Raw genomic sequence first — 21,642 nt, forward strand, 5'->3', positions numbered from 1 at the left:
TGTAGTAAGCATCAGTACGCCAACGAAGAATAGAGTTGTAAACAAAACGCGTACAGCCAAACGTCTGTTCAAGTAAGGTTACTTGCTCAGGTGTTGGGTAGAACCGTTGTTTAACCGCTATCTCTTTCATGCCTTACAAGATATACAGTGTTTTCGTAAGATTCAAGCTCTATTGTTAGCGCGTTGCGCTAAAACCTTACATCCCCGACCTTTAGGACGGAGTTTTTCGGCTCAAATGATAAATATTCCCTTTTATCAATAATGAAACACCCCTAAATAAAAACATTTAGTTAACTTTTATTTGACATCTTGGAGCCTGATTAGGATATATCAGTATACTTTTTACAGCAAGCGTCGACAGAATATTTAGTTTTTGAGGTTGGTTTGGGCTTCCCAGCTTTCGCATCTTATCGTGTGGGTATCTCTTACACTTAATTATTCGCTTTTTAATCGTGGCAAAAAATTCAGCAATCGTATTATCATGATAATGCGGTTGACGCCTGAAGCTGCTGTAATTGCTCAAGCGAATCTGCTAATTTTCGTGATATGTTATTCATGTTTGCGCCCCTTTGTATAGCAATTTACCTGTGGCTATATTTTAAAAATATCCATGAACTATCAATATTAAAAAATACCAAAGCTATATGAATTTGTTGCGATATTAAAATTATGGCTAGTGTTATTAATCAGGTTCATAGTGATAGGTTAATTATGCTGAATTAGGTAGTGGCTTAGACGGCTTGGGGAATATATAGTTATCAGCAATTAATAATTATGGTGTATAAAACGCCAAAATGGGGTGAAGTCGATTTCCTCAAGTTTATAATGAGCCTGGTGTAACTGCCCTCTTTTAAATTTTAAAAAATACTTAGTAAGAAGAAAAGTAACACTACTGGCAAATTAGAGCCAAATCAAAGTAGCTACTCTTCTCTTAGTAATTCATTAATATTTACCATATGATTATTTAAAGGTGGTTCATTAGATATCGAGCATTAAATTTGCGTAATGTTCATAGGGTATCTAGCGAGGTTTTGACACCTACTTTGGGAGCAGCTAAACGCGCTTTTGCTACAGTAATTAACGCTTCATCCTCACTTGTCAGTAGCGCGGATTTAAACGGCAACGCCTCTCTTTGTGCAACGTATTCTAGTGTCTGCCTTAGTAGCTCTGACGGAGTTATACCTAATTTTTCTAGTGCAGCGTAAGAACGCTTTTTCACATCATCATCGACACGAAAACTTATAGTACCCATAACGACCCTGTATTTATATATTGATTTACTGATTGTATTAAATTTATACCAGAGTACAAGTTAAAATATATTTCTGACACCTCGTACGATATTCCCACAAAACAGAAGTTTACTTCCCTTTTAATCATAAAAATTGTAATTTTCGGAAGTATTCTTCCTGGGATGGTCATGAGTCTAATATTTCAATTGTTTGTAAGCGAGCATTTAAACAGTGCGCTTACGCTATTAATATCCATAATGAGAGATTAAGGCTAATAGCTTAAATAATTTGTGGCGGTAGGTAGTACCGACACATTAAATGCTTGTAAGAGGTTTTAGAAGTCTAAAGTGATCTAGTATCACAATGCTTAAACCGTTGACGACAAGAATCCCCTTGATTTATCAAGGGGTACTTCAACAAAAAAGAGAATAAGATTTCGTTTGCGCCTATTTATGACTTTGCGCCAATGAAAGCAGATCCTGAAATGGTAACGCGATTGTTTAAGTGGGGTGACGGTTTTGAACGTGGAGGCAAGGTAAACTTTTTGCAAGTAGCCGAGCAACTCTCACCTATGTGTGATCCAAATGAATTGATTGCATACCTTCAAGAAATAGCCAAAAGGCTCAAAAATCTGCCAACGCTACTTTTAGATGCCGGTTGCCCAAGTTATTAAGCGACAATTACGGTGGCCGGTCTAGCGACAATTATCTTGGCCGGTTTATCTGATAAGGTTCGGTACAGCAGAACGGAGGAGTTCACTGTGCCGGGAACACGAATCACTGATCAGCAGGTCACTATTTATATGAAACATAGAAAGCGTAATAGCCAAGTTATCGCGGCTGCGAAAGCAGGTATTTCTGAACGTTCAGCAAGGCGCATTGATAAACTGGATGAGCAGCCATTGTCTAATAAACGCCAATGGCGAACGCGTATAGATCCACTTGAGTCTATCTGAGACAGTATTGTTGGCCAGTTACGTTTTCAGAGAGCCCGGTGTATATCCATGCTTTTATGAAGAACTCGAATAATTACAACTTCTTTCTTGCCGAATTCTTTGTAATAGATGACATGACTCCCTTGCGGTCGCTTTCTATAGCCTTCTCTAATGTAATCACAAATATAACCTAGCTCTGGTTCTTCTGCAATTTGATGAAAAACGCTATCAAGTAATTTTAAATAGTCATTTCTCTGCTGCCTGCCCCAGTTAAGTTACGTGTAACGAGCGATTTTTATTAAATCTGATTTAGCTTTTTTAGATATATGAAATTTCATATCAATGATTTTCTTTATCTAAGTCACTCAATAGTGTGTCATATGAATAGTCAGCTATTCCGCTGTTTTCTCCCTCAACCAACATATTCCTTAGATTGTTCATTTTCAATTCTTGATCTTCTAAGGCTCTTAATCCAGCTCTTAGAACTTCACTTGCAGATCCATACCTACCAGTCTCTAATTGCTGACTAATAAATGAGTCAAAATGCTCACCTAATGTAACACTTGTATTTTTCGCCATGCCAACCTCCAATACCAATATTTAATATATTCTGGTATCAAAAACATATCAAGTCAATTAAGAAAGACAAAAAATGCCTCCTAACCCTACGTCGCTAAAGTATAAGCAACTATTTTTTAGCTTCTTATTAAGGCGGTATGGTTGAAATTTAAATCAAATAACCCCTTACTTTGAATAACGTAACTCGGTTCTTTGAGAAGTTCGACTTGCTCTGTAAACATAACTGAGCTGAATAGTTTTAAACTTTTAAAAATCACCTAGCAATTAAAAATCGAGCCTATAAATCACACGTTCATTAAGCTAAACATTCAACCATTATCAAAAATAGTTGAATGTTTAGCGCGTGTTATTTTAAAAGTTGATGAACACCGACACTTGCAATAATACAATAGCAAGCACGATATAGATTAGCCAAAGTGGAAAAATAAATTTAGCCCATTCGCCCCATCCAACCCGTGCAGTCGCTAGGTAGGCTAATAAAGTGCCTGAAGTAGGGGTAAGAATATTGGTTATACCATTACCAAACAAAAATGCGACTATAGTTGTTTGTTCAGATACGCCTGCTAAATTACCAATTGGCCCTAAGATAGGCATGCTTACGGCTGCTTGCCCTGACGTTGAAGGAATTAGAAAATCTAACATTAATTGTGATACAAACATGCCTGTCGCAGCGAAGTAAGCATTACCTTCACCTATAAATGACATTAAAAAATGTACAATTGAATCTAAAACCATGCCTTGCTTTAGCACCACAGCAACTGCAGTTGCTACGCCAATGAGTATGCTAGCAAGTAACACTTTTTTCATTCCGTCAACAAACGCTTGCGCGGCTTGGTTTGCACTGAGACCTGAAATAGCAGCAAGCACCATACTAAGTGCGATATAATAGGCGCTTAGTGCATGGTGTTTCCAATGCCATTGTGTTGATGCATAAACTAATAAAGCAATACCACTAGTAAGAGTAAGCAATATGATGACATGGCGTGTTGATAGTTTTTCGCTATGAAAATGTACTTGCTCATTTTTAAAACCTTGGCGCTTAATCATAAAAAGTACAAAGCCAATGCCGACAGCTAAAAATGCTAGATAAAAGAAAAACCGTACACTTGCTCCACTGAAAATCTGTAGCCCGAGTAGAGGTTGAGCAATAGTTAAAGGTAATGGGTTTGTTACCGATGACAAATACCCTGCCTTTACTGCAACACATACAATAGCGAAGCCTATAATATTAGGTAACCCTAATCGGTTGGCCATGCCAACCATGAGTGGGATTATAAGTAAATATTCAGATGCTAAACCTAAAAACGTACTGCCTGCGGAGAATACGATCATGAGCAGAATAACGAGCACATAAATATTACCCTGTACTAAGCTCAGTAACCTTTCAAGCCCTGCATCTATCGTACCCGCCTTTGTAAGAATACCAAACATACCACCAATGATAAGTACCATAAATATTAACCCTGAGCCTTGTTCAAGGCCTGAAGGGATCGCCATAAATGTACCAATAATACTCACCGGTTCGGCTTTTACTAAATCCGCATCTTGATAATTGAATAGGTTTGATAACGACTTATCTTTATCAATAATATTATAACTGTTGGCAACTACCATATTGCCGTCTCTTTCATATACTCCAGAGTCAACAATATAAGTAAGTAGCGTAGCTAAAAACAAGATACCTAACAGTATGATAATAGGGTTCAAGCCCTTCTTTTCATTACTATAATTTTTTTCGCTCATTATTATTTACCTACTTGAGCAGACACATAAGCAGCTAATTGTTGAGCCACAAAGGAAGTATCACGCTTAAATTGCTCATAATTTTCATTTTTTTCGAATTTTTTCTCATTCATATATAAAGCACGATTTACTTCTATTTGTACAGAGTGGCGATTTGCAGCAACATTACCGTAATTACTCACCAAATACCCGCCTTTATAGGGTGTATTTTTTACCACTTTATAGCCTTTATGAGTGAATGCTTGGGCAATCACATTTACAAATTCAGGATCTGCTGATTGGCCATCTTTATCACCCAAAATTATATCAGGACGTGCTATACCTGCATCGATGTTCATGCCATTCCCTACTGACTTCATAGAGTGACAATCAACATGCCATACACCTTGGTGTCGAGTGTATAAATCATCTAATAAAGTCTGCAGTTGGGTATGGTATGGCGAATAGTAATGATCAATACGATGGGTTACTTCTTCTCGCGTTAACTTTCTATCATACATGGCTTTTCCGGGTAAGGCGTAACGACGAATTAAGCCCATGCCACGGTCGCTGTATTTAGTCGGTTTACATCGATCCCATGACTCATCTAATAATGCGGGATCAATATCATCTGGTGCACGATTTGGATCTATATACATACGTGAGAAATTTGCATGCAATAAGTAACCTCCCTTTCCAGTAATGGGTTGCCAAATATCGTCTATAAAGGCATCCCACCCCGACTTTATAAACTCTAAGGGTACTTGTGCATTAAAATCATCGGGGCAATGAATCCCGCTGTGTGGTGAATCGAACACCAAGGGTATTTCTTCTGACTCAATTGGGGTTAACAAACTGAAAGCCGACTTCATAAATTTATCTCCTAGTTATATAAACATAGCCTGCCCAAAAGCAGGCTTAACGACTTTCATTAAAGTGAGTAAGTGAGTTGCAAATACATATAACGGCCAACTGGATTATAGGTATTTTGATCAAAGTTAATATTTAAATTAGTTAACGAAGCAGGTGGCTGCTTATCGCCAAGGTTATTAACCCCTAATTTAACACCAAGGTTGTTTGCAAACTGATAACCACCAGAGATATTGTGATAGGTCACAGAGCCTATACCGCGAGGCTCTCCTAGAAATTGCTCAGTCGTAGAGTCGATATGACGAAGGTTATAATTAGCTGTCCATCCATTATATTTCCACGTACTTGAGAAAGTACCGCGCCATTCAGGGTAAGATTCACGTGATGCTGCAGTGCCTACTAAATCTTCCTGCTCTATTGAGCCATCAGACAGGGTCGTGTATTCAGTTAAAGTGTTTAATTTTGATACATTTGCATTGAACGACCAGTCACCAAAGTCTGTTTGCAACGTGTAATATGAGACAAAATCAATGCCTGAAACACGTGTCGCATTAAGATTAACCGGGCCATCTAAAATATCTATGATTTCACCGCTACTATCTCGCGTAATGGTGTCGCAATTTTTGTTTTGATAAGCACATAAATCAAGGTTATTTTGCGCACCAAACTCACTTATAGTGTTATTTATTTCGATCTCATACCAATCTAAAGTAAAGCTTAGGTTTTCAATAAGGTTAGATTCGTAAATCAAGCCTACGGTTTTGTTCTTTGAAGTTTCAGGTACTAACTGACGGTTACCGCCTGTTGTTACTTGTACGTTGCTAAATGGCTGCGAATAATCGGTTGGCACACCGCTGCAACCTGCTAAATTATTATCAGTAGAGCAAGGATCATTAACTGCTTTATAAGTTAAGCGTTCACCTTCAAAAAGTTCTAAAATTGAAGGCGCTCTGAAGCCTTCAGCCCAGTTTGCTCGTAAAGTAAGTTGCTCAAAGGGTGTATAAAGTAAGCCAACTTTGCTATTGGTAGTCGAACCAAACGTACTGTAATCTGAGTAACGTACCGCTAAACTCAGCTCTAAATATTCAGCGAGAGGCTTATCATCAAGAAGAGGAATGCTAAACTCTGCATAAGCTTCTTTTAAGTCGTATTCACCGGTAGTCCCTTCACGAGGTGAAGATGTGGTTGTTCTATAAGTGTTAATACGTGGATCTGAGTTGATGATACTGTCGGGTGTGTCTTCGCCCTTTTCTTTACGGTATTCAATACCAAAAGCTGCACCAATATAGCCTGCGGGTAGTTCATATAAAGAGCCGGTAATATTTGCGGTAAAGTCTAGTTGGCTAGCTTCATTTTTATCATGGCCAGTAAAGTTTATATAGTTAACCATGTCGTCGGTCAGTGGGGCAAAAATATTTACTGGCACACAACCTGAAACTAAGTCTGTCACATCGGCATCAATGCCTGTCGTATCACATGCACGTAAGCCTAATGCTAGCTTATCTAAATTCATTTGGTTATTAGAAGTAAATTCGCCTTTATTACTTGCCCATGATGCAAAGCTATCCCATGACCAGTCATTAGACAGTTCACCGTCTAATCCAATAGCAAATCGTGTTGTTTCAACTTTTTGCTCGTTGACTCGATAGCCATTATTCATAAAGAAAGCGTTATGTTTGAAGTCGCTACCAGAGAACTCAACCCCAAAAGGGTTTACCCTTGCGTCATCAGCAATAACAAAGCCGCGACTTCCTCGGATCGGAGATAGTGCGGGTGAAAACTGTTGATCTGATTCACGTGAATTATACAGCGCTTCAGCTTTAAAGTTTACTGAGCCTATTGGCATAACCAATTGTGTATATAATGAAGAACGCTCGCTAGGACCTGTTACATAGTTATTGTAATAACGATTATAGGTATCATCGCTATTCACTTTACGCCAGTTATCAATATTATTACCGTCCTTGCCTGGATTGCGAGTGATCCCCCCTGATGAAGGAGTAAGGCCGTTTACGGTCGCTAAATTATCTTCGAAAAAAAGCCCTTGCGGTGTCGCCGACGTTAATCCATTTAATGGAACCGCGGTTATATTTCTATCTTGTGTATAAATAGGCTTTTGATCAACATGGCTTGCAGCGAACATTAAGTTGGCATCGTTAATATTGACACCAGATAAAATATCAATATTGAACGTTTCTCTGTCGCTTTTAGTTGTTTCACCATAGGTAGTTTTTACTTCAAGGCCTTCATAGTCATCATAGGTATACAGGTTCACTACACCGGCAATAGCGTCTGCACCATAAATAGCTGTAGCACCATCTTGAAGTACTTCTACGCGTTTAATAATTGCTTGAGGAATCGTATTCATATCAACGAAATCACGAAAGCCTCGTGAACCGGCACCATTCACCCAGCGATGACCGTTAACAAGCACTAAGGAACGGTTAGCACCCAAATTACGTAAATTCAAACTAGATGAACCGTGACTAGAGCCTGCTGAGCCATTACCATTTAAGCTGGAGCCAACTGAAGGAAGTTCTTGTAATGCATCACCTAATGAGAGCGAACCATTAGCATTTAATGCCTCTAAATCAATATTTTGTATTGGACTTGCTGTCGCAGATTGGCGTTTAATACGCGAACCAGTTACTGCGATTCTTTCGACACTTTTTTCTGCCGTTACGTCTTCGGCAGATACAGTATGACTCGCAGTTAGGCATGCTGTAGCAATGGCGAGTGATATTACGGATTGCTTAAACATTAAACGTTCCATAGGTTGAGCTCCAAAAGTTTAGGTTATCATTTTATTAACCTAGACTTTACTATTTACTAAAGTGTATGCAATATTATACCTTTTAATCATTAGGCTATAACAATTCGTTATGAATGATATGCAACAGAACCAACAAAAAATTACTTTGAACAGCTTGGAAGCGTTTGACGCAGTAATAAAAACAGGCTCTGCAACAGGGGCTGCTAAATTATTAGGCTTAACTCAACCTGGTATTAGTCGACTTATTGCACAGCTTGAAAGTAAAGTTGGTTTTTCTTTATTTTATCGAGAGAAAGCACGTTTATTTCCTACTGATGAAGCAGTTGCCTTACATAAACAAGTAGAAACGTCGTTAGCAAGTGTGTACCGAGTGGAACAACTAGCAAAAAATATCCATCAATCGCATGTAGGCCATCTCAATATTGTTGCTCCTAGCAGTTTTGTTGCGGGACCTTTGGCCGAAGCCGTTGCATCATTTTTAAAAGATCACCCAAATGTAAAAATTAACTTAGATAGTCACAGTCCTGCTAGGGCTTGTGAGTTAGTTGCAAATAAAGCATTCGATTGTGGTTTTATACAGCTTCCTGAAAATCATGATAATTTACTTTGTGAACCTATAATTAGTAGTAATCTAGTGTGCGCGGTATCAAGTAGCCATCCTTTTGCTAATGCTCGAGAACTTCAGCCTGAAGATTTACGTGATGAAAGCTTAGTATTACTTGGACAAGGACGACATTCGCGTAGGAGAATTGAGCATGCATTTTTACAAAGCAATGTTCGCTTAAAAGTAAGAGTGGAAACACATACTGTACCCACTGCCTGTACATTGGCTAAACATGGGGTGGGGATTTCGATTGTAAACAAGCTGATAGCACAACAGTTTCAAAATGATGACTTAAAACTTATCCCTTTTAAGCCTGAAATAGAAATTGTTTATGGTTTTATTACTTCTACATCAGCCCCCATGAATAGGCTGACTCAGACATTTTATGATCACTGTAAAGTGCATTTTAGTCAGTTCATGGATAGCTGTGGGTTAAGTAAAAAGTAAGCAAAGATGCTGTTGTCGATCGACTAAACATTTGGCAATATGCTTATAAAATAAGGGCTTCTTAGGCACGTGAGCATTTTAAACACACTATCTAGCGTCAATTAACTTGGCCGGCTTCACTACAATTATCTTAGCCGATTGGCTCCAAACTTTATTTGCTCTTATTGAGCGCTAAGGGCGTTCAATGTAACGGCTCTACTTAGTGTAGGTGTGAATACGGACATTAGCCTACATAAACTACACAAAGATACTTACACCCTCATGCTTACTACTTCTAGCTGTATATAACTAAAAGTAGTAGATATAACCGGTTAGCCTGAGGTCACTAACCACCAGTTCCACCCATTACGCAGTAAACCCATATTGCAGTCCGGTAATGACACGGTGTATCAATTCACGGCCGCGAATTGTATCTATCATCGCGCGCGGAGGGTGATTATCAAACTGCATATGAGGCGTATCTAGCCACTGGCTCCAGCGTTTAACATCACCAAAATAAGCCACCCCGACCCCAGATAGTCTAGCTATCTCTAATGCATGTTCACTGATCTGTTTATTTAATGGCTTTTCTTTATTGCGAATTAACGTCCGCTCGGTTGTCCCTGTTGCTTTTGCAATATCACTCATATTCCAGCCCATCAAGTTAGCAAATGCACGAAGACCCGCTGTTGTGAGACCGGTTTGCGCTATTTCAATTTCCGCAAGCGGGTTTGAGCGAATGGTTAACTTCCCACATGTAACAACAGCGATAAAGTCTGGGTTTTGCCCCCTATTTTGGTTAGTTGTTCTCATCTGTAACTTACCTCAATTTATAGAGCTATCATTGATTATAGTGACAGCTGTGTAACGCTACAATGTCGGCCTGCTTGGCTCTGGTTCAGACGTACTTTAGAAAAATTATCATTAATAGAACTACCTTGCTCTTCAGTTGTAACATTAAACCAGCCTATTAAACTACAAAACCACCGTTTTTTTTATGCCCGCGAGAGCCCTCCCCTGTGTCCAAGCACCTAGCTCAGACTGCTTCGTATAAAGCAATAGTCAATATGATCCGGTCTTTTGCTGCAGGGCTTTTTTACTTTGTTACCTTATCCCTTAAAAAACTTTTTTCACTCATTAAAAAACAAAATAATTTTTAAAACAGCAGCTTAACTAACTAGTACTTTTTCTGAAAGGATATCTGTCTTTGATATTTTGAATATTCAATTAAGCAAATAGAGAGTTTTAAAATGAATATTGAATTAGAAAAAGTAGGTGTAAAAACAGCCATAGAACATTGCCTCACTAACAGTGATGCGTCGCATTTTATGATAAACATTGTTAGCAGCCATCCCCCACTTATTGAATACCTTAAAGCAGCTTTTGCATCTGAGAGTGTTCACATATTGGCTTGCGCGGACAGTATTAACATGAAGCACTTTTTTGGTGTTATTCGTACTGAACTTCAAGAGAAAAGTGATGTTCAGCTCATGATTGTTAGCCATGAACTGGGTTGGCCAATAATAGAGAGTTGCCATTTGAATTTTAATACTGTGAAAGCAATGAGTGATCAAAATGCTATCTACGCAGGTGATAACACTATTTACCATGGCCAGCCTTTCTATGATGGCGATGTTTTCTAAAGCTGACGTGTTTTTTAAATAGTAGACATATTGATCCGTGAATGCCTTCTCGGTTATTGCATTAACTAATAACTGAGAAGGCTCATTTATAGATTTATTGATCCGCGTTTACATATAAAAAAGACCTAATCTGCTTTTAAAAAAGCGAAACGGTGTCGTTAACTCTAAAAAAATAAAAAAAACAGTTTTTTATTAAAAAACAATAAAAAACTAACCAATTGAAATGTAATTAAATTACTCAATAGAAAAGCGATTTTTTTAAATGCGAAATTTAGAGAGTACAAAAAGGGGTGCTCTAATTTTAGACCCATTCAAAAAATCCCTTTACGATTCCTCTTATTCACATTTTAGCTATTTGCTCATTTTGAACGTTTTTAGATGTTTATATTCAGCACTTCAAATAAGTAGGTCTACAAAGCAGGAGTTAATCGCCACAGCGGAAAGAGAATAGCTTTACCATGATTTAAGCGTGAACACGTTAATCAATAAAAATTGAAAAGGTAAATTTATGAAGTACAGAAAAGGTTTCTTTAACTTTGAATAATGTAAAAAAAGGGGTGGGCTATTTGAGCATGCTTGTGAACTATTTGTCGAAATAATCACTTTCTCCTTTTTTTAAGAGCTTCTTCCATATATTAATGAGTAATACAAATAAACCAGTAAGAAAACAAAAAACAATATTTAAGCATTGTTTTTTATATTACAAAAAAGGTTTATTTAACTTTAAATAATACAAAAAAAGCACCTTTTGAAAAAAAATGTCCATTTAAATGACCAAAATGCAGTTTTTTGATTCAGAAAAGTGCTTATAAGTGTAGTTTCAAATTTGAGCATAACAAAGAAGCAACCTAAAACAGGTTGCCAGTTTAGATTAAATTTACGGGAAAATAATGAAACACAAACAAAAAGCTATTCCGCTTGCTAAGGCAAAATTACAAACTCACCCACTATTAGGAGAGCTGATTAAAGATGATATCGCGGATTTAAAAGTAAACCAGTGCATTAGTGAGTTACCCATTGAGGTAATACAAACGTTATTAGATTTACATCCTTTAAAGTGCACTTTTTCTATTTTTAGTAAAGCTCAGAGCAATATTAATTAATAACAAAATGAACATATCGATAATCATAAAATTAAATTATATAGGGAGCTATTGTTGTGCCAAAGATTAAAAAACTACCGTTAAACGCGCTTGAATTGCAACAGCACCCAACGCTGACTGCTTTGGTATCAGACGAGAAATTTACGCAGAAAAAACTACCCGACATCCAGTTTCTTTCAATTGAACAGCTTCAATGTTTGCTTGATTCTAGCCCTATACCTGTACTTAAGAGTGAAAAAGAAGGGCTGTATGTTGCATTAGCCGCTATGCCTCTAATTAACGTTATCCTCAGTCATGATGCAGCTTTCAAGTTGAATGTATCGCTGATTATTTATGATGAATCTGAGCCAATAATTTCTACCCATGCACTTATAAAGCCGGCGCTACTTGCACCTGAATTAAAATCTTTACCGCAGCAATTACACAGCCGGCATAACAACGCTAAGTCACTTAATTTAGCTGTACCCAGTAAAAAACAGCTTAGTCATTTAGCTCAAGTATCTCCGTCAAGTATTAGAGGAGGTAAATGAACCTGATAAAAACTGAATTCATTTGCATAATTTTTTGAATAAATACCATGGGATTTATTCATGTTTTTAAGCGTCACTAGTGTGCTGAGGTAGGCCTACTATTTAGCTTTAAAGTTAACCAATTTCAATAACGAACAACCAGACGAGAAGTGTATAAACGATGAGTAATGAAGCCATAAAATCAAAAGAAAGATATAAAAACAGTGGAGCCCCATTCCCCAATGCTAGGCATTATGCTCTTAAGTTATTGACAGCTGTAATAAGATTAAAAAAACTATATAAACCATCACCAAGTACAAAAGTAACAGCATATGATCGCGCACTTTTTAACTTCTTATACCTATGGCTGTCTGATGCTCTCACGTCATGTAGAACAATCAAAGATATTCCAGATATCACCATTGTTAGTGGTAATAATCCTTGTCAACAACACAGTTTAAGGAGTGTCCGTAGAAATAACCCTTCATGGGTAGAATATGCTATTGCTTACCCAACTAAAGGCGGTATTAACTGGCAATGGCAACCTATTCCAAATGGTTTAAATCACTGGTTCTCTGATGCAATAACAAAAACGAAGCAAGCTAATAATTGCTGGGTGATGAGCCAAGCTGAGAAAGAGGTATTCTTATGTTTTATTAATGACAAATGGCGAACTCCTTCTGTATTAAAAGGAAAATACCTAGTTCGTAAGGATGTTTTGTTTAATTACTTCAAAAAAATGGTTCAATGCGATCCTAGTCTAACGACACCAGCAAAAGCAGTTTTACTTGGAGTTGATAACTTACATCATTCTAGTGCTTTTCATTATCAAAGACGCAGCAGTGACCAAATAAGATCTGATATTTTTATTGCCCAAACATATTACTTAGATCGACTATCGCAAGCTATCTATGAGCCTGAGCTATTAAAGCTGTTTAGCGCTGCAAAGCCTATTTTGCATAACGACTCTCAAATCATTCGCTATACGACCAAACAACAAGACTACCTATGTAGTACAGCAGGGAAAATACCTTCTTTATACTATGATATATCGACAGTAAAACGAGACTATATAAACACCCCGCCTATTTTTATAGGTTCAATACGGTATGTAAATGTTGATTCAGTACGTCGCTTTTTTCATGAACTTCACTTACAAGGCCAAAAGCTTGAGCAAAGTAAACATACGCTAGAAAGCTTACAGGAACTGTATAACTTTAGAGTATATGAACTTGCATTATTATATATCGTATTAACAAGTACACGTCCAACACACGAAATTACATTTAAAAAAGAATATTGCTTCGATAAGCACTCTGTCATCATTTTTGATAAAGGTCGTTATCGTACTATTTGGTTATGTGAATATTTTCGTCTTGCATTATTACGCTACGAGTTTTTACTGCAAAACTTGCAACGTCATTCATCAACTACTTTTGACTCTCCATTAATGTGGTTTTTGATTGATGAAAATTTAGAGGTAAAGCCATTATCAGCAAAAATTTTGCGACCGTTTATGGCTAAGTGGTGGTCAAAAGCTAATCCAGGGGAAGTAAAAATAGTACCTTATCATCTACGACACTTTTTTGCCCAGCATGCATTAACATCATTATCCTCTACGCTCACGTCTCAAGACATAAGTCGACTTATGGGGCATGCAAATTATGGAGAACAACTAGGAAGCGATGAGCTATTTCCTATCGCACTAAATAAGTTTTGCTCTTTTTTAAATAAAATCCCTGAGTTTTTAAATTTAGCTGAGGTAAAAGGAGTAAATCATGGCTAAAAAAGCACTAACGGCTCAGACTATTATTACCTACCGTGTAGAGCTAGGTATGGATTGCGAGGAAACTAGTAACCTTCAGTGGGTATGTGATCTAATTAACTCTTTGAATATTAATGAACGAGCACTATCGAAAGAGCAGCTCAACGAAATTAATAAACGAATTAAAAGTATACCCACAGGTAAACAACGAGTGCTTTTAAACGCACTTGATCACGTTTTATTTTATTTGAAAGAAATATGTAATTGGCATTTACCAGAGGTAAAAGAGCAAGCTTTTACAGATGACTCAATGATATGGCTACTTAACATACATAAAAAAAATCTACGAGCTAGTCAATGTTTTTCCCGATATGAGTCACAACGTGAATCTTTTATAGTTAAGCGATGGCATGACTTAGGTTGGGTATTGCTTGTGTTGAACTTTGAAGTGGCACCGCTGCATTTATCGTACTGGCAAAGAATATTATCAACACCTACCTGTATTGAGTTTTTCGAAGGGCAATTTACACTCAAAGTGTCACACCCTAAACCTATTGCTTCATATGCAGATGAAAGCAACACGAGCTTCACACGTTACCCACTGCCAGCTTTCCCTTTAAGGGTTTTGCAAAACTTTTATAACTATCTCCCTGAGGAGGCGTTAACAACAAAATCATTATTGGATGCTATTAATCGTTGGGTAGATACTGAGCCATATTACTTCGCTGCAATGAGCCCCGCAGAATGGTTGCGTACTTTTCAATCATTCTGGCACCACCACTATGCTGTGCCACCAAGATTATTACGTAACTTAAGTGATCCTATGCGTCATGTATCGCCACTTGAATCCACAAAATCTCATACAATTGATACGGCAAAAGAAAATGTATTATTCATTCCCCCGATGAATAAAGCGGTTGCAGGGGCAGAAAAAAAAGCACTCGCCGATGCATGGCCTCATAAAAAACTTATTAAATACTATAAATTATCATCCCAAAAAAATGTTATGAGGCCTACTGCGCCAACTTGGGATGACGACAATGTAATACCTAAACTGTTTTTTCATTTTACTGATGAGCTATTTAATGAAGGTGGAGTTCACAAAAAGACACTCCTTTCTCAAAGTATTGACCGCTATACAAACTTTTATAAAAGCTTAAACCCATTAAGCTTTGACGATGCCACGAACCCAGAAGCGTTACATTGTTGGGCACATAAAGAGTTCGAACGTTTAGATGAAAAAACAACACCGTGGCATTTATATAATTTCCTTCGCAGTGCTGCACATCAAGAGCTCACTGATGAGTTAGATCTAGAACAGTTCGAGCGCCCTGAGCTGCCTTCTCTTGTTGATCCATTTTGCTTAAATGTGTCTCAGATAAACAGCACCGTAGAGCTATTACTTTCTTCAAAAAATGGGCATGCTATGCAACGACTATTTGCCAGCATAGCAGTCATCTTAGGGTATTACGGAGCTATGCGAAGAGGCGAAGTTTTAAGGCTTTGCTTAGGTGACATTACTATTATAAACCCACAAAAAAAGCAGCTTTTTAGTATCGCTATAAGAAATACGCCAGAGGGGACGACTAAAAGTAAAAAGCCGAGAATAATTACTGTATTTATGCCAGAGCCGGCAGCCAAACTTATAGGAATATTATTAGAAATCAAAACAGGCTGCGATGACACGAAGCCTTTACTCGCTTTTGAACACGAATCTATAGGCTTGCGTTCAACCTATTATATCTACCCTGTAACTCAAGCACTAAAAGCACTATTCGGTCCTAAAGTACGTTTCCATCATTTGCGTCATGGTGGTGCTGAATTACTTTACTTACAGGGATTACATCTCGCTTATCAACGTCAAGGCTGTCACTTATCAAATATCCTTCAAGATGAAGCAACAGAGGCAATGCTATCTAAAGAAAGCTGTTTAGCACGTTTTGACTTTTGGTTAGAAGGCCGACCATTTGACGAAATGAATACCGGGTTATTATTAGACACTATAGCAAAGGAGCTGGGACACTCTAGCTACGCAACGACTCGTCGTCATTACCTTCATGGTATGGAAAAAACAATTACATTACTCAAACCTGCTTATCGTCAATACTCACGAGCAGAGCTTCGCTATATATTTGATATCCCTGTAGATTCAAATGATATTTCGCGTATTTTAAACTCACTTAGCCAAGAGTACTCATTACTTAGTAGTGAGGATAAAAAGAAGTTTCAGCCTGAGCTACCAGAGAGCCAAATTATAAAAAAACTGAAATTAAATCCCCTCATGGGAGGTAAAGTTACTACGACCAATAAACAGCCTTCTACATTTAATAAATGTGATTTTAAAACTATATGGAAGAGCTCGTTACCTGAAGATTTTATCGATAAAAATACGAATACGTTTAATTACTTTTGTAAAAAAGTATTTGAAGCACTAAATAATAAAACCTTAGACTTTAAAACAGCCAATATTCAGTGGCGTCAATTAGCAAAAGGACAATATTTTAACTTTGCCTCTAAAGAGCTAAAAGCGCTTAAAGCATTGGGTAAACCTAAAGTAATTCTTCACACACCAAAGGATAGATCAAATATCGAAACCCTTGATATTCAATTTTCGTGTAAATGCAACCAAAAGACATTGCAAGCTTTTAAAGCCCTTTGCCACAAAGGGCCATTAAAGCATTACACGGCTACTTTTTTACTAATCCAAAATAGAAAAAGTCTTAACAGTAATAAATTAAATATGGTTAAGAACCAGTTTTTACGTAAAGACGATAATTTAAACTGGCATAAAACGCCAGGTGGGAACACTCAATTAATTATCACACTGAAAACACTCATTCCTTCGACATTGCTAGCGCAAACGTTGGAACAATACTTTTTAAATATAACCTTAAAATAAGGGTAACTAATGATGGCAAAAATAGTTCTTAAACCAAAAGAGCAAACTTCGATAAGTGATTTTTTAAAGAGCGTAATAAAATTAGATGCTGAAGCTCGGATTTCATTTATTATCAATGATAAAACATGCAAAATAATTATGGGGACAGGTGATAGCATGCAAATAATCAGTCTAGATGTTGAAAAAGATTGGTTATTAAAAGATGGACAGTGGAGTCTATCAGCAAGTAGCTTTAAGCAGTGTTTGAGCCTCCATTTACAACAGACCAATATTGAAGTCGATATCGAGTACACTTCCAAAAACCCCTACCCACACGTTGACACCCTAACAAAAGGCGAGTCACGTATATATATTCTAGCTAAAGAGATAGTGGCAGAACACCTTGATTTTTTAATGTTTGTTGAACAAGCAAAGAAGCACACAATGCTGACAACCTCAGCAATAGAAATGGCCAATATCGCAAATTCATATACGCCTTACGATTCATTTGAAACGAATAAAGCAGAATCGAAAATTCGCATCGAACGTGACAACAGAATTATCCCATTTGATGTTCCTAAAGGGTTTACACCAAAATTTGACTTATTATTGAATAAGGATGGCGTTGAAAACTTAAAAAATCTCTGTGAATCAACTAAATCTAAAACAGTGACTATATATACTGATGATGAACGGGCGATATTTAGTGATGGTTATAACGTAATATCCAACTCGTTACTTTCTTTGCGAGATTATGCTAATAAAAAAGAAATAAACTACATCGTTGAGCAAAAGCTTGTTATCAGTATCTATACCTTAAAAGATGAAATTAAAATCTATCGTAATATGGGCATAGTAAAAAAAGCAAACGAAGCACTATTGTACATAGAAAGTAATTGCGTGATGCTCGCTGGATTAACGGAAGAAACTGGCGGTAATTGTTTTTTATCCACACAGGAAATCAATGAAACACCGCCTACGATTTACCGCATTAACTTAAGTGCACTTTCAAAAGTGAAAATTAGTGATATCACATCAGCTAAGCAAATCAAGTTGCAAATGTTACTAGATGAAGATGGAAAACGTAGTCTCGGTTTTTATAGCGATACAGACTCTGTCAATCCATATCAATGTATTGATGATATTGAACTTGCACCTGAAAAAATGAACAAGGTAATAGAAGCTAAAAAAGCATTGGAGAAAAAACTTGGGAAACGTGGGGAAGACTTTAGTGATCCACAACTTCCTGGTGTGGGGTTTGATGATGTTTAAATTATCTACTAACGCTAATGTGTTTATGTTGGGCGCATTAGCGTTACTCACTCACATTGTTTGCAAAAATTTCAAAATCGACAAATCAATAACAAAACACTGGACAAGCATACAGCATTTGCTATATTGATTAGTGAAATTTTGAACAATTGTGGTTCTAATACCTTAAGCGTAACAGCATAGTGGTATTAGCACGATTGAAGAAATAAATAAGCAGTTGGGGTAAAGAGGCGGCAACCTCCCTACCCCGTACCGGCTGCGCTGAGTTTAACCTGACCCAGCCGATGATCCAATTCTAACGAATTCCATCGGTGAGGGATAGATCTATTTATAGATCCATTAACTGATGGAGGCCTTTATGGCTCACATTCGCATTCGCCCCAATGGGCGTATTCAATTTGATTTACACATTTATGGGCAGCGCTTTCGTGAAGGCACTAAGCTCATGGCAACCCCTGTTAATATTAAAAAAGCCAATGCTACGCTTAAAAAAATCAATGCTGAAATTGATTTAGATACATTTCAGTACCGTGATTATTTTCCTGAAAGTAAAAAAGTGGCTAAGTTTGAAGCTTTGCAACGCGCTAAAGATCCCGATCACCTTTATCCATTTTTTAACGATTACTCGAATGAATGGTTCGATCGCCAAAAAGCAAAATGGAAAAGCAGTTACCAAAGCGTGGTACGTAATACGCTCGACCGTTACCTTATTCCTGAGTTTGGCAATATATTAGTTAATGAGATCAAGCTGGCTAATGTGGACTATTTTCGCGAAAGCTTAATGGTGTGCGATACCAAAAGGGTCCGTAAACTCTCTAATAAACGCATTAACGGTATTTTATGGCCGTTTGTGGCTATTTTAAGTTTAGCCGCCGAAGAGCATGACTTTACTTACCCATTACGCCGCTATAAAACCTTAAAAGAAGAACGCGCTAATTCACTGCCACTAACCGCAGATGAAGTACAACGCTTTTTAGAATGCACCCCTACACAGTGGCGCGATTATTTTACGGTGCGTTTTTGGACCGGTATGCGTAGCTGTGAAATACACGGTCTGCGCTGGGAAGATATCGACTTTAATCACCGCCTTATTCGTATTCGCCACAATTGGGTTAATGGTGAATTGGGGGATGTAAAAACACCTAAGTCGCGCCGCGACTTAAAAATGTGTAATACACTCTTTTCGCTATTTAAACGCTTACAAAAACAAACAACCAGTGAATTTGTGTTTACTCACAAAGGCAAACCGCTTGATACCCACTTTGTAAGCACTCAACTGTGGTACCCCACACTTAATAAAGCGGGGCTTGCACGTCGCCGCCCCTACGAAACACGCCATACCGCTGCTGTACTGCATATCGCAGCGCATGAAAACCCGCTGTACATTTCGCACATGTTGGGCCACAGCGACACACGTTTATTGTTTGACGTATACGCACCCTATGTTGCCAATGCGTCAAGGCAAGATGGCTTTGCGTTTAATGAAATGATGATTGAACGCGGGATTGCATAAAGCACACACAGGTAATGGCTATGCGTTTGATTGCTTAACGCCAAACAAACGCATCCCACACCTATAACATTTAATACTCATACCGCGCTTATGCGCATTTAATTTACTACTAACCCAAAAGAGGTTACTTATGATTTGCAAACAATGCCCAAGTAATACGTTGGCGTACCCATTAACTAAAGAGTTTGAGATAGATTTAAACGTAGCTCAAACTGCGTTTGCTAAGCTAATGGATATGCCATTAAAGCAGTTCAACAAAAGCCAATGGTATGATGAATTTAGTAACAGGATGATGTTTCAGCCTATTATTGGTTTGTTTAAACAGTACGAGTGCACCATTCCTTACTCTGCCTCTAGCCATAAGCGAGCGTGTCAAAAACACATTACACAATTTTTAGGGTATACCAAAAAGCCATCAAAGCCGCGTCGGCGAATGTTGAGCTATTTATCTCAGTATATTACTAAAGAGGGCAATATTACGCTGTGCCCTTGTGCCTTAATAGCGCAAAAAACAAACCATGCAGTGCAACTTCAAACAACGTTACAGAATAAATTAGATAACATACTTGATAATAGAAGAGTCGCAGATCAAAACTTATTATCGTTAACTGTTGAAGTGAATTATGTTCACTCAAAACACGATTATCGCTATACCTTAATCGCTGAATTTTCAGAGGCAAGAAATAAAATTGAAAAGCGCATAGCCGAGACATCCACTAAGTTACTCAAATATGCAAAAAATATACAGGCGGTGTCTTATGACCTTGAAGACATGAACACACCTCAAAAAATTAAAACATTTAAAGCAAGCGTGAAAAAAGAGCTACAAAAATTTAGTGATGCAGCGCATGTTACTGATATTAAGGTATACACATCTGATTATGTTCCTGAGTATCAACGTCCTGACTTTAAAAACTATTTTAAACAAAAAGATAAGTACATCATTGATATTGTCATTGCCGATTACTTTATAGCACGCACAACATTGTCTTCACTTAGAAAAAGACAAGACGGTGGAAAGGTGTGTGACATGATAAGCAGTGATGCAAAAATTATTAACGACTTATACCGAATTTCAAATAAGTTTAAACTATACCCTATATGGTCGGTACAGGTAGAGCGTGGTGAAAAAGAAGGCACAGGTAAGCAGCGCATTCATGCTCACATTACATACACAAATGGTGAAACTGACTACGTGAGGAATTTTTCAAACTATCCGGGGGTCGACCAGCCTACATTACTACTGCCAACAGCTGATAAGAAAATAAAAAGCGTGCCGGCTTATGGCCCTTTTTCGCATACCCATATTATTTTTTATGTATGGAGCGGTATTATTCAAACCGAAGGTACTAGGGAGGTTATTTATAAATTTGGCATAAGTCGTTTTGATTGGGCCGATAAGCAAACATATACAGTCGATGAATGTGTGCAGTCGGTCATGAACCGACAATTAAACTACTGTCGCTCACATAATCTTGTTGCTAATGAGATTAACATTGAGCTTATTTCAACCCCTATCCCGTTTAGCGGTAATTGGGGAGGTAGCGCATTAGGCCAATTAGAAAATTGGCTTAAAAAGCCTGAGAACAATCCGCTATTAATACGCAATGATATGTCGGATGACTATAACGTGACGAGCACTAATTCAACAGAGTTCATGTGTGACGATAGGCTTAGGCAGCTGTTTGTTATTCCGTTTATTAAAAATTACATTAATACTATGGAGAGTGAGCAGCCTATTACCTTTATTGATTTAGATAACGGTGAGTGTGAGGATTTTGCTGTTCCTCGTGGCAACGACGATTAATGTTAAATGGCT

Annotated in this window: 18 protein-coding genes and 1 pseudogene; 11 read left to right on the forward strand and 8 right to left on the reverse strand. The window is 37.6% G+C overall.

All coding sequences use genetic code 11. From position 1 onward, the window contains the following. A partial coding sequence (locus I6E78_RS16860) for a helix-turn-helix domain-containing protein (protein WP_193039197.1) occupies positions 1-130 on the reverse strand: 130 nt, incomplete at its 3' end. Between the two features lie 879 nt (positions 131-1,009). After that, positions 1,010-1,252 carry a type II toxin-antitoxin system RelB/DinJ family antitoxin gene (locus tag I6E78_RS16865; protein ID WP_008114006.1) on the reverse strand — a complete coding sequence of 81 codons (243 nt, stop codon included), beginning with the start codon at positions 1,250-1,252 and terminating at the stop codon, positions 1,010-1,012. A gap of 446 nt (positions 1,253-1,698) precedes the next feature. Here I6E78_RS16865 and I6E78_RS16870 point away from each other — a divergent pair, with 446 nt between their 5' ends. Further along, positions 1,699-1,905, forward strand: a complete 207-nt coding sequence (locus I6E78_RS16870) for a hypothetical protein (protein WP_024606882.1) — start codon at positions 1,699-1,701, stop codon at positions 1,903-1,905. Positions 1,906-1,992: 87 nt separating this feature from the next. Beyond that, positions 1,993-2,187: a hypothetical protein gene (locus I6E78_RS16875; RefSeq protein WP_427569807.1), complete on the forward strand. Its 195-nt coding sequence runs from the start codon at positions 1,993-1,995 to the stop codon at positions 2,185-2,187. A 26-nt stretch (positions 2,188-2,213) separates the two neighbouring features. Here I6E78_RS16875 and I6E78_RS16880 read toward each other — a convergent pair. The 5 genes and pseudogenes from I6E78_RS16880 to I6E78_RS16900 form a co-directional block, all read right to left on the reverse strand. Continuing rightward, a pseudogene (locus I6E78_RS16880) lies at positions 2,214-2,426 on the reverse strand (type II toxin-antitoxin system RelE/ParE family toxin); the annotation flags it as partial. Between the two features lie 79 nt (positions 2,427-2,505). Continuing rightward, a complete protein-coding gene (locus I6E78_RS16885) occupies positions 2,506-2,745 on the reverse strand; it encodes a type II toxin-antitoxin system ParD family antitoxin (RefSeq protein ID WP_008113998.1) in 240 nt (79 codons plus the stop codon). Between the two features lie 351 nt (positions 2,746-3,096). Continuing rightward, a complete protein-coding gene (locus tag I6E78_RS16890) occupies positions 3,097-4,488 on the reverse strand; it encodes a YfcC family protein (protein ID WP_197182951.1) in 1,392 nt (463 codons plus the stop codon). A 2-nt stretch (positions 4,489-4,490) separates the two neighbouring features. After that, positions 4,491-5,339: an N-formylglutamate amidohydrolase gene (locus I6E78_RS16895; protein ID WP_197182952.1), complete on the reverse strand. Its 849-nt coding sequence runs from the start codon at positions 5,337-5,339 to the stop codon at positions 4,491-4,493. A gap of 59 nt (positions 5,340-5,398) precedes the next feature. Beyond that, entirely contained in the window at positions 5,399-8,098 is a 2,700-nt protein-coding gene (locus tag I6E78_RS16900; RefSeq protein WP_231618030.1) for a TonB-dependent receptor domain-containing protein, read from the reverse strand. A gap of 121 nt (positions 8,099-8,219) precedes the next feature. On the opposite strand from I6E78_RS16900, the gene I6E78_RS16905 reads away from it, so the two are divergent. Then, positions 8,220-9,161 (forward strand): LysR family transcriptional regulator, encoded by a 942-nt coding sequence (locus tag I6E78_RS16905; RefSeq protein ID WP_231618031.1) that lies wholly within the window; start codon positions 8,220-8,222, stop codon positions 9,159-9,161. Positions 9,162-9,506: 345 nt separating this feature from the next. Here I6E78_RS16905 and I6E78_RS16910 read toward each other — a convergent pair whose 3' ends face one another. Further along, positions 9,507-9,953, reverse strand: a complete 447-nt coding sequence (locus I6E78_RS16910; RefSeq protein ID WP_197182954.1) for an antitoxin Xre/MbcA/ParS toxin-binding domain-containing protein — start codon at positions 9,951-9,953, stop codon at positions 9,507-9,509. Between the two features lie 437 nt (positions 9,954-10,390). Here I6E78_RS16910 and I6E78_RS16915 point away from each other — a divergent pair, with 437 nt between their 5' ends. From I6E78_RS16915 to I6E78_RS16950, 8 genes are all read left to right on the forward strand, one after another. Then, on the forward strand, positions 10,391-10,783 hold the full coding sequence (locus I6E78_RS16915) for a hypothetical protein (RefSeq protein ID WP_197108480.1): 393 nt from the start codon (positions 10,391-10,393) through the stop codon (positions 10,781-10,783). 890 nt (positions 10,784-11,673) lie between these two features. Then, positions 11,674-11,886 carry a hypothetical protein gene (locus I6E78_RS16920; RefSeq protein ID WP_197182955.1) on the forward strand — a complete coding sequence of 71 codons (213 nt, stop codon included), beginning with the start codon at positions 11,674-11,676 and terminating at the stop codon, positions 11,884-11,886. Between the two features lie 56 nt (positions 11,887-11,942). Next, complete coding sequence (locus tag I6E78_RS16925) at positions 11,943-12,416, forward strand: hypothetical protein (protein ID WP_197182956.1); 474 nt, start codon at positions 11,943-11,945, stop codon at positions 12,414-12,416. 160 nt (positions 12,417-12,576) lie between these two features. After that, entirely contained in the window at positions 12,577-14,181 is a 1,605-nt protein-coding gene (locus I6E78_RS16930) for a site-specific integrase (protein ID WP_197108478.1), read from the forward strand. Further along, positions 14,174-17,059 carry a site-specific integrase gene (locus I6E78_RS16935; RefSeq protein WP_197182957.1) on the forward strand — a complete coding sequence of 962 codons (2,886 nt, stop codon included), beginning with the start codon at positions 14,174-14,176 and terminating at the stop codon, positions 17,057-17,059. Before I6E78_RS16930 ends, I6E78_RS16935 begins: the two co-directional genes overlap by 8 nt. A 9-nt stretch (positions 17,060-17,068) precedes the next feature. After that, the gene (locus tag I6E78_RS16940) at positions 17,069-18,310 is read left to right on the forward strand and encodes a hypothetical protein (protein WP_197182958.1); all 1,242 of its coding nucleotides are present in this window, start codon (positions 17,069-17,071) and stop codon (positions 18,308-18,310) included. Positions 18,311-18,668: 358 nt separating this feature from the next. Then, a complete protein-coding gene (locus I6E78_RS16945) occupies positions 18,669-19,823 on the forward strand; it encodes a site-specific integrase (RefSeq protein ID WP_197182959.1) in 1,155 nt (384 codons plus the stop codon). Positions 19,824-19,953: 130 nt separating this feature from the next. Next, positions 19,954-21,630, forward strand: coding sequence for a hypothetical protein (locus tag I6E78_RS16950; RefSeq protein WP_197182960.1), 1,677 nt, complete (start codon positions 19,954-19,956; stop codon positions 21,628-21,630). Positions 21,631-21,642: the final 12 nt, after the last annotated feature.

The organism is Pseudoalteromonas sp. NZS127, assembly GCF_015864805.1.
GTDB lineage: Bacteria > Pseudomonadota > Gammaproteobacteria > Enterobacterales > Alteromonadaceae > Pseudoalteromonas > Pseudoalteromonas nigrifaciens.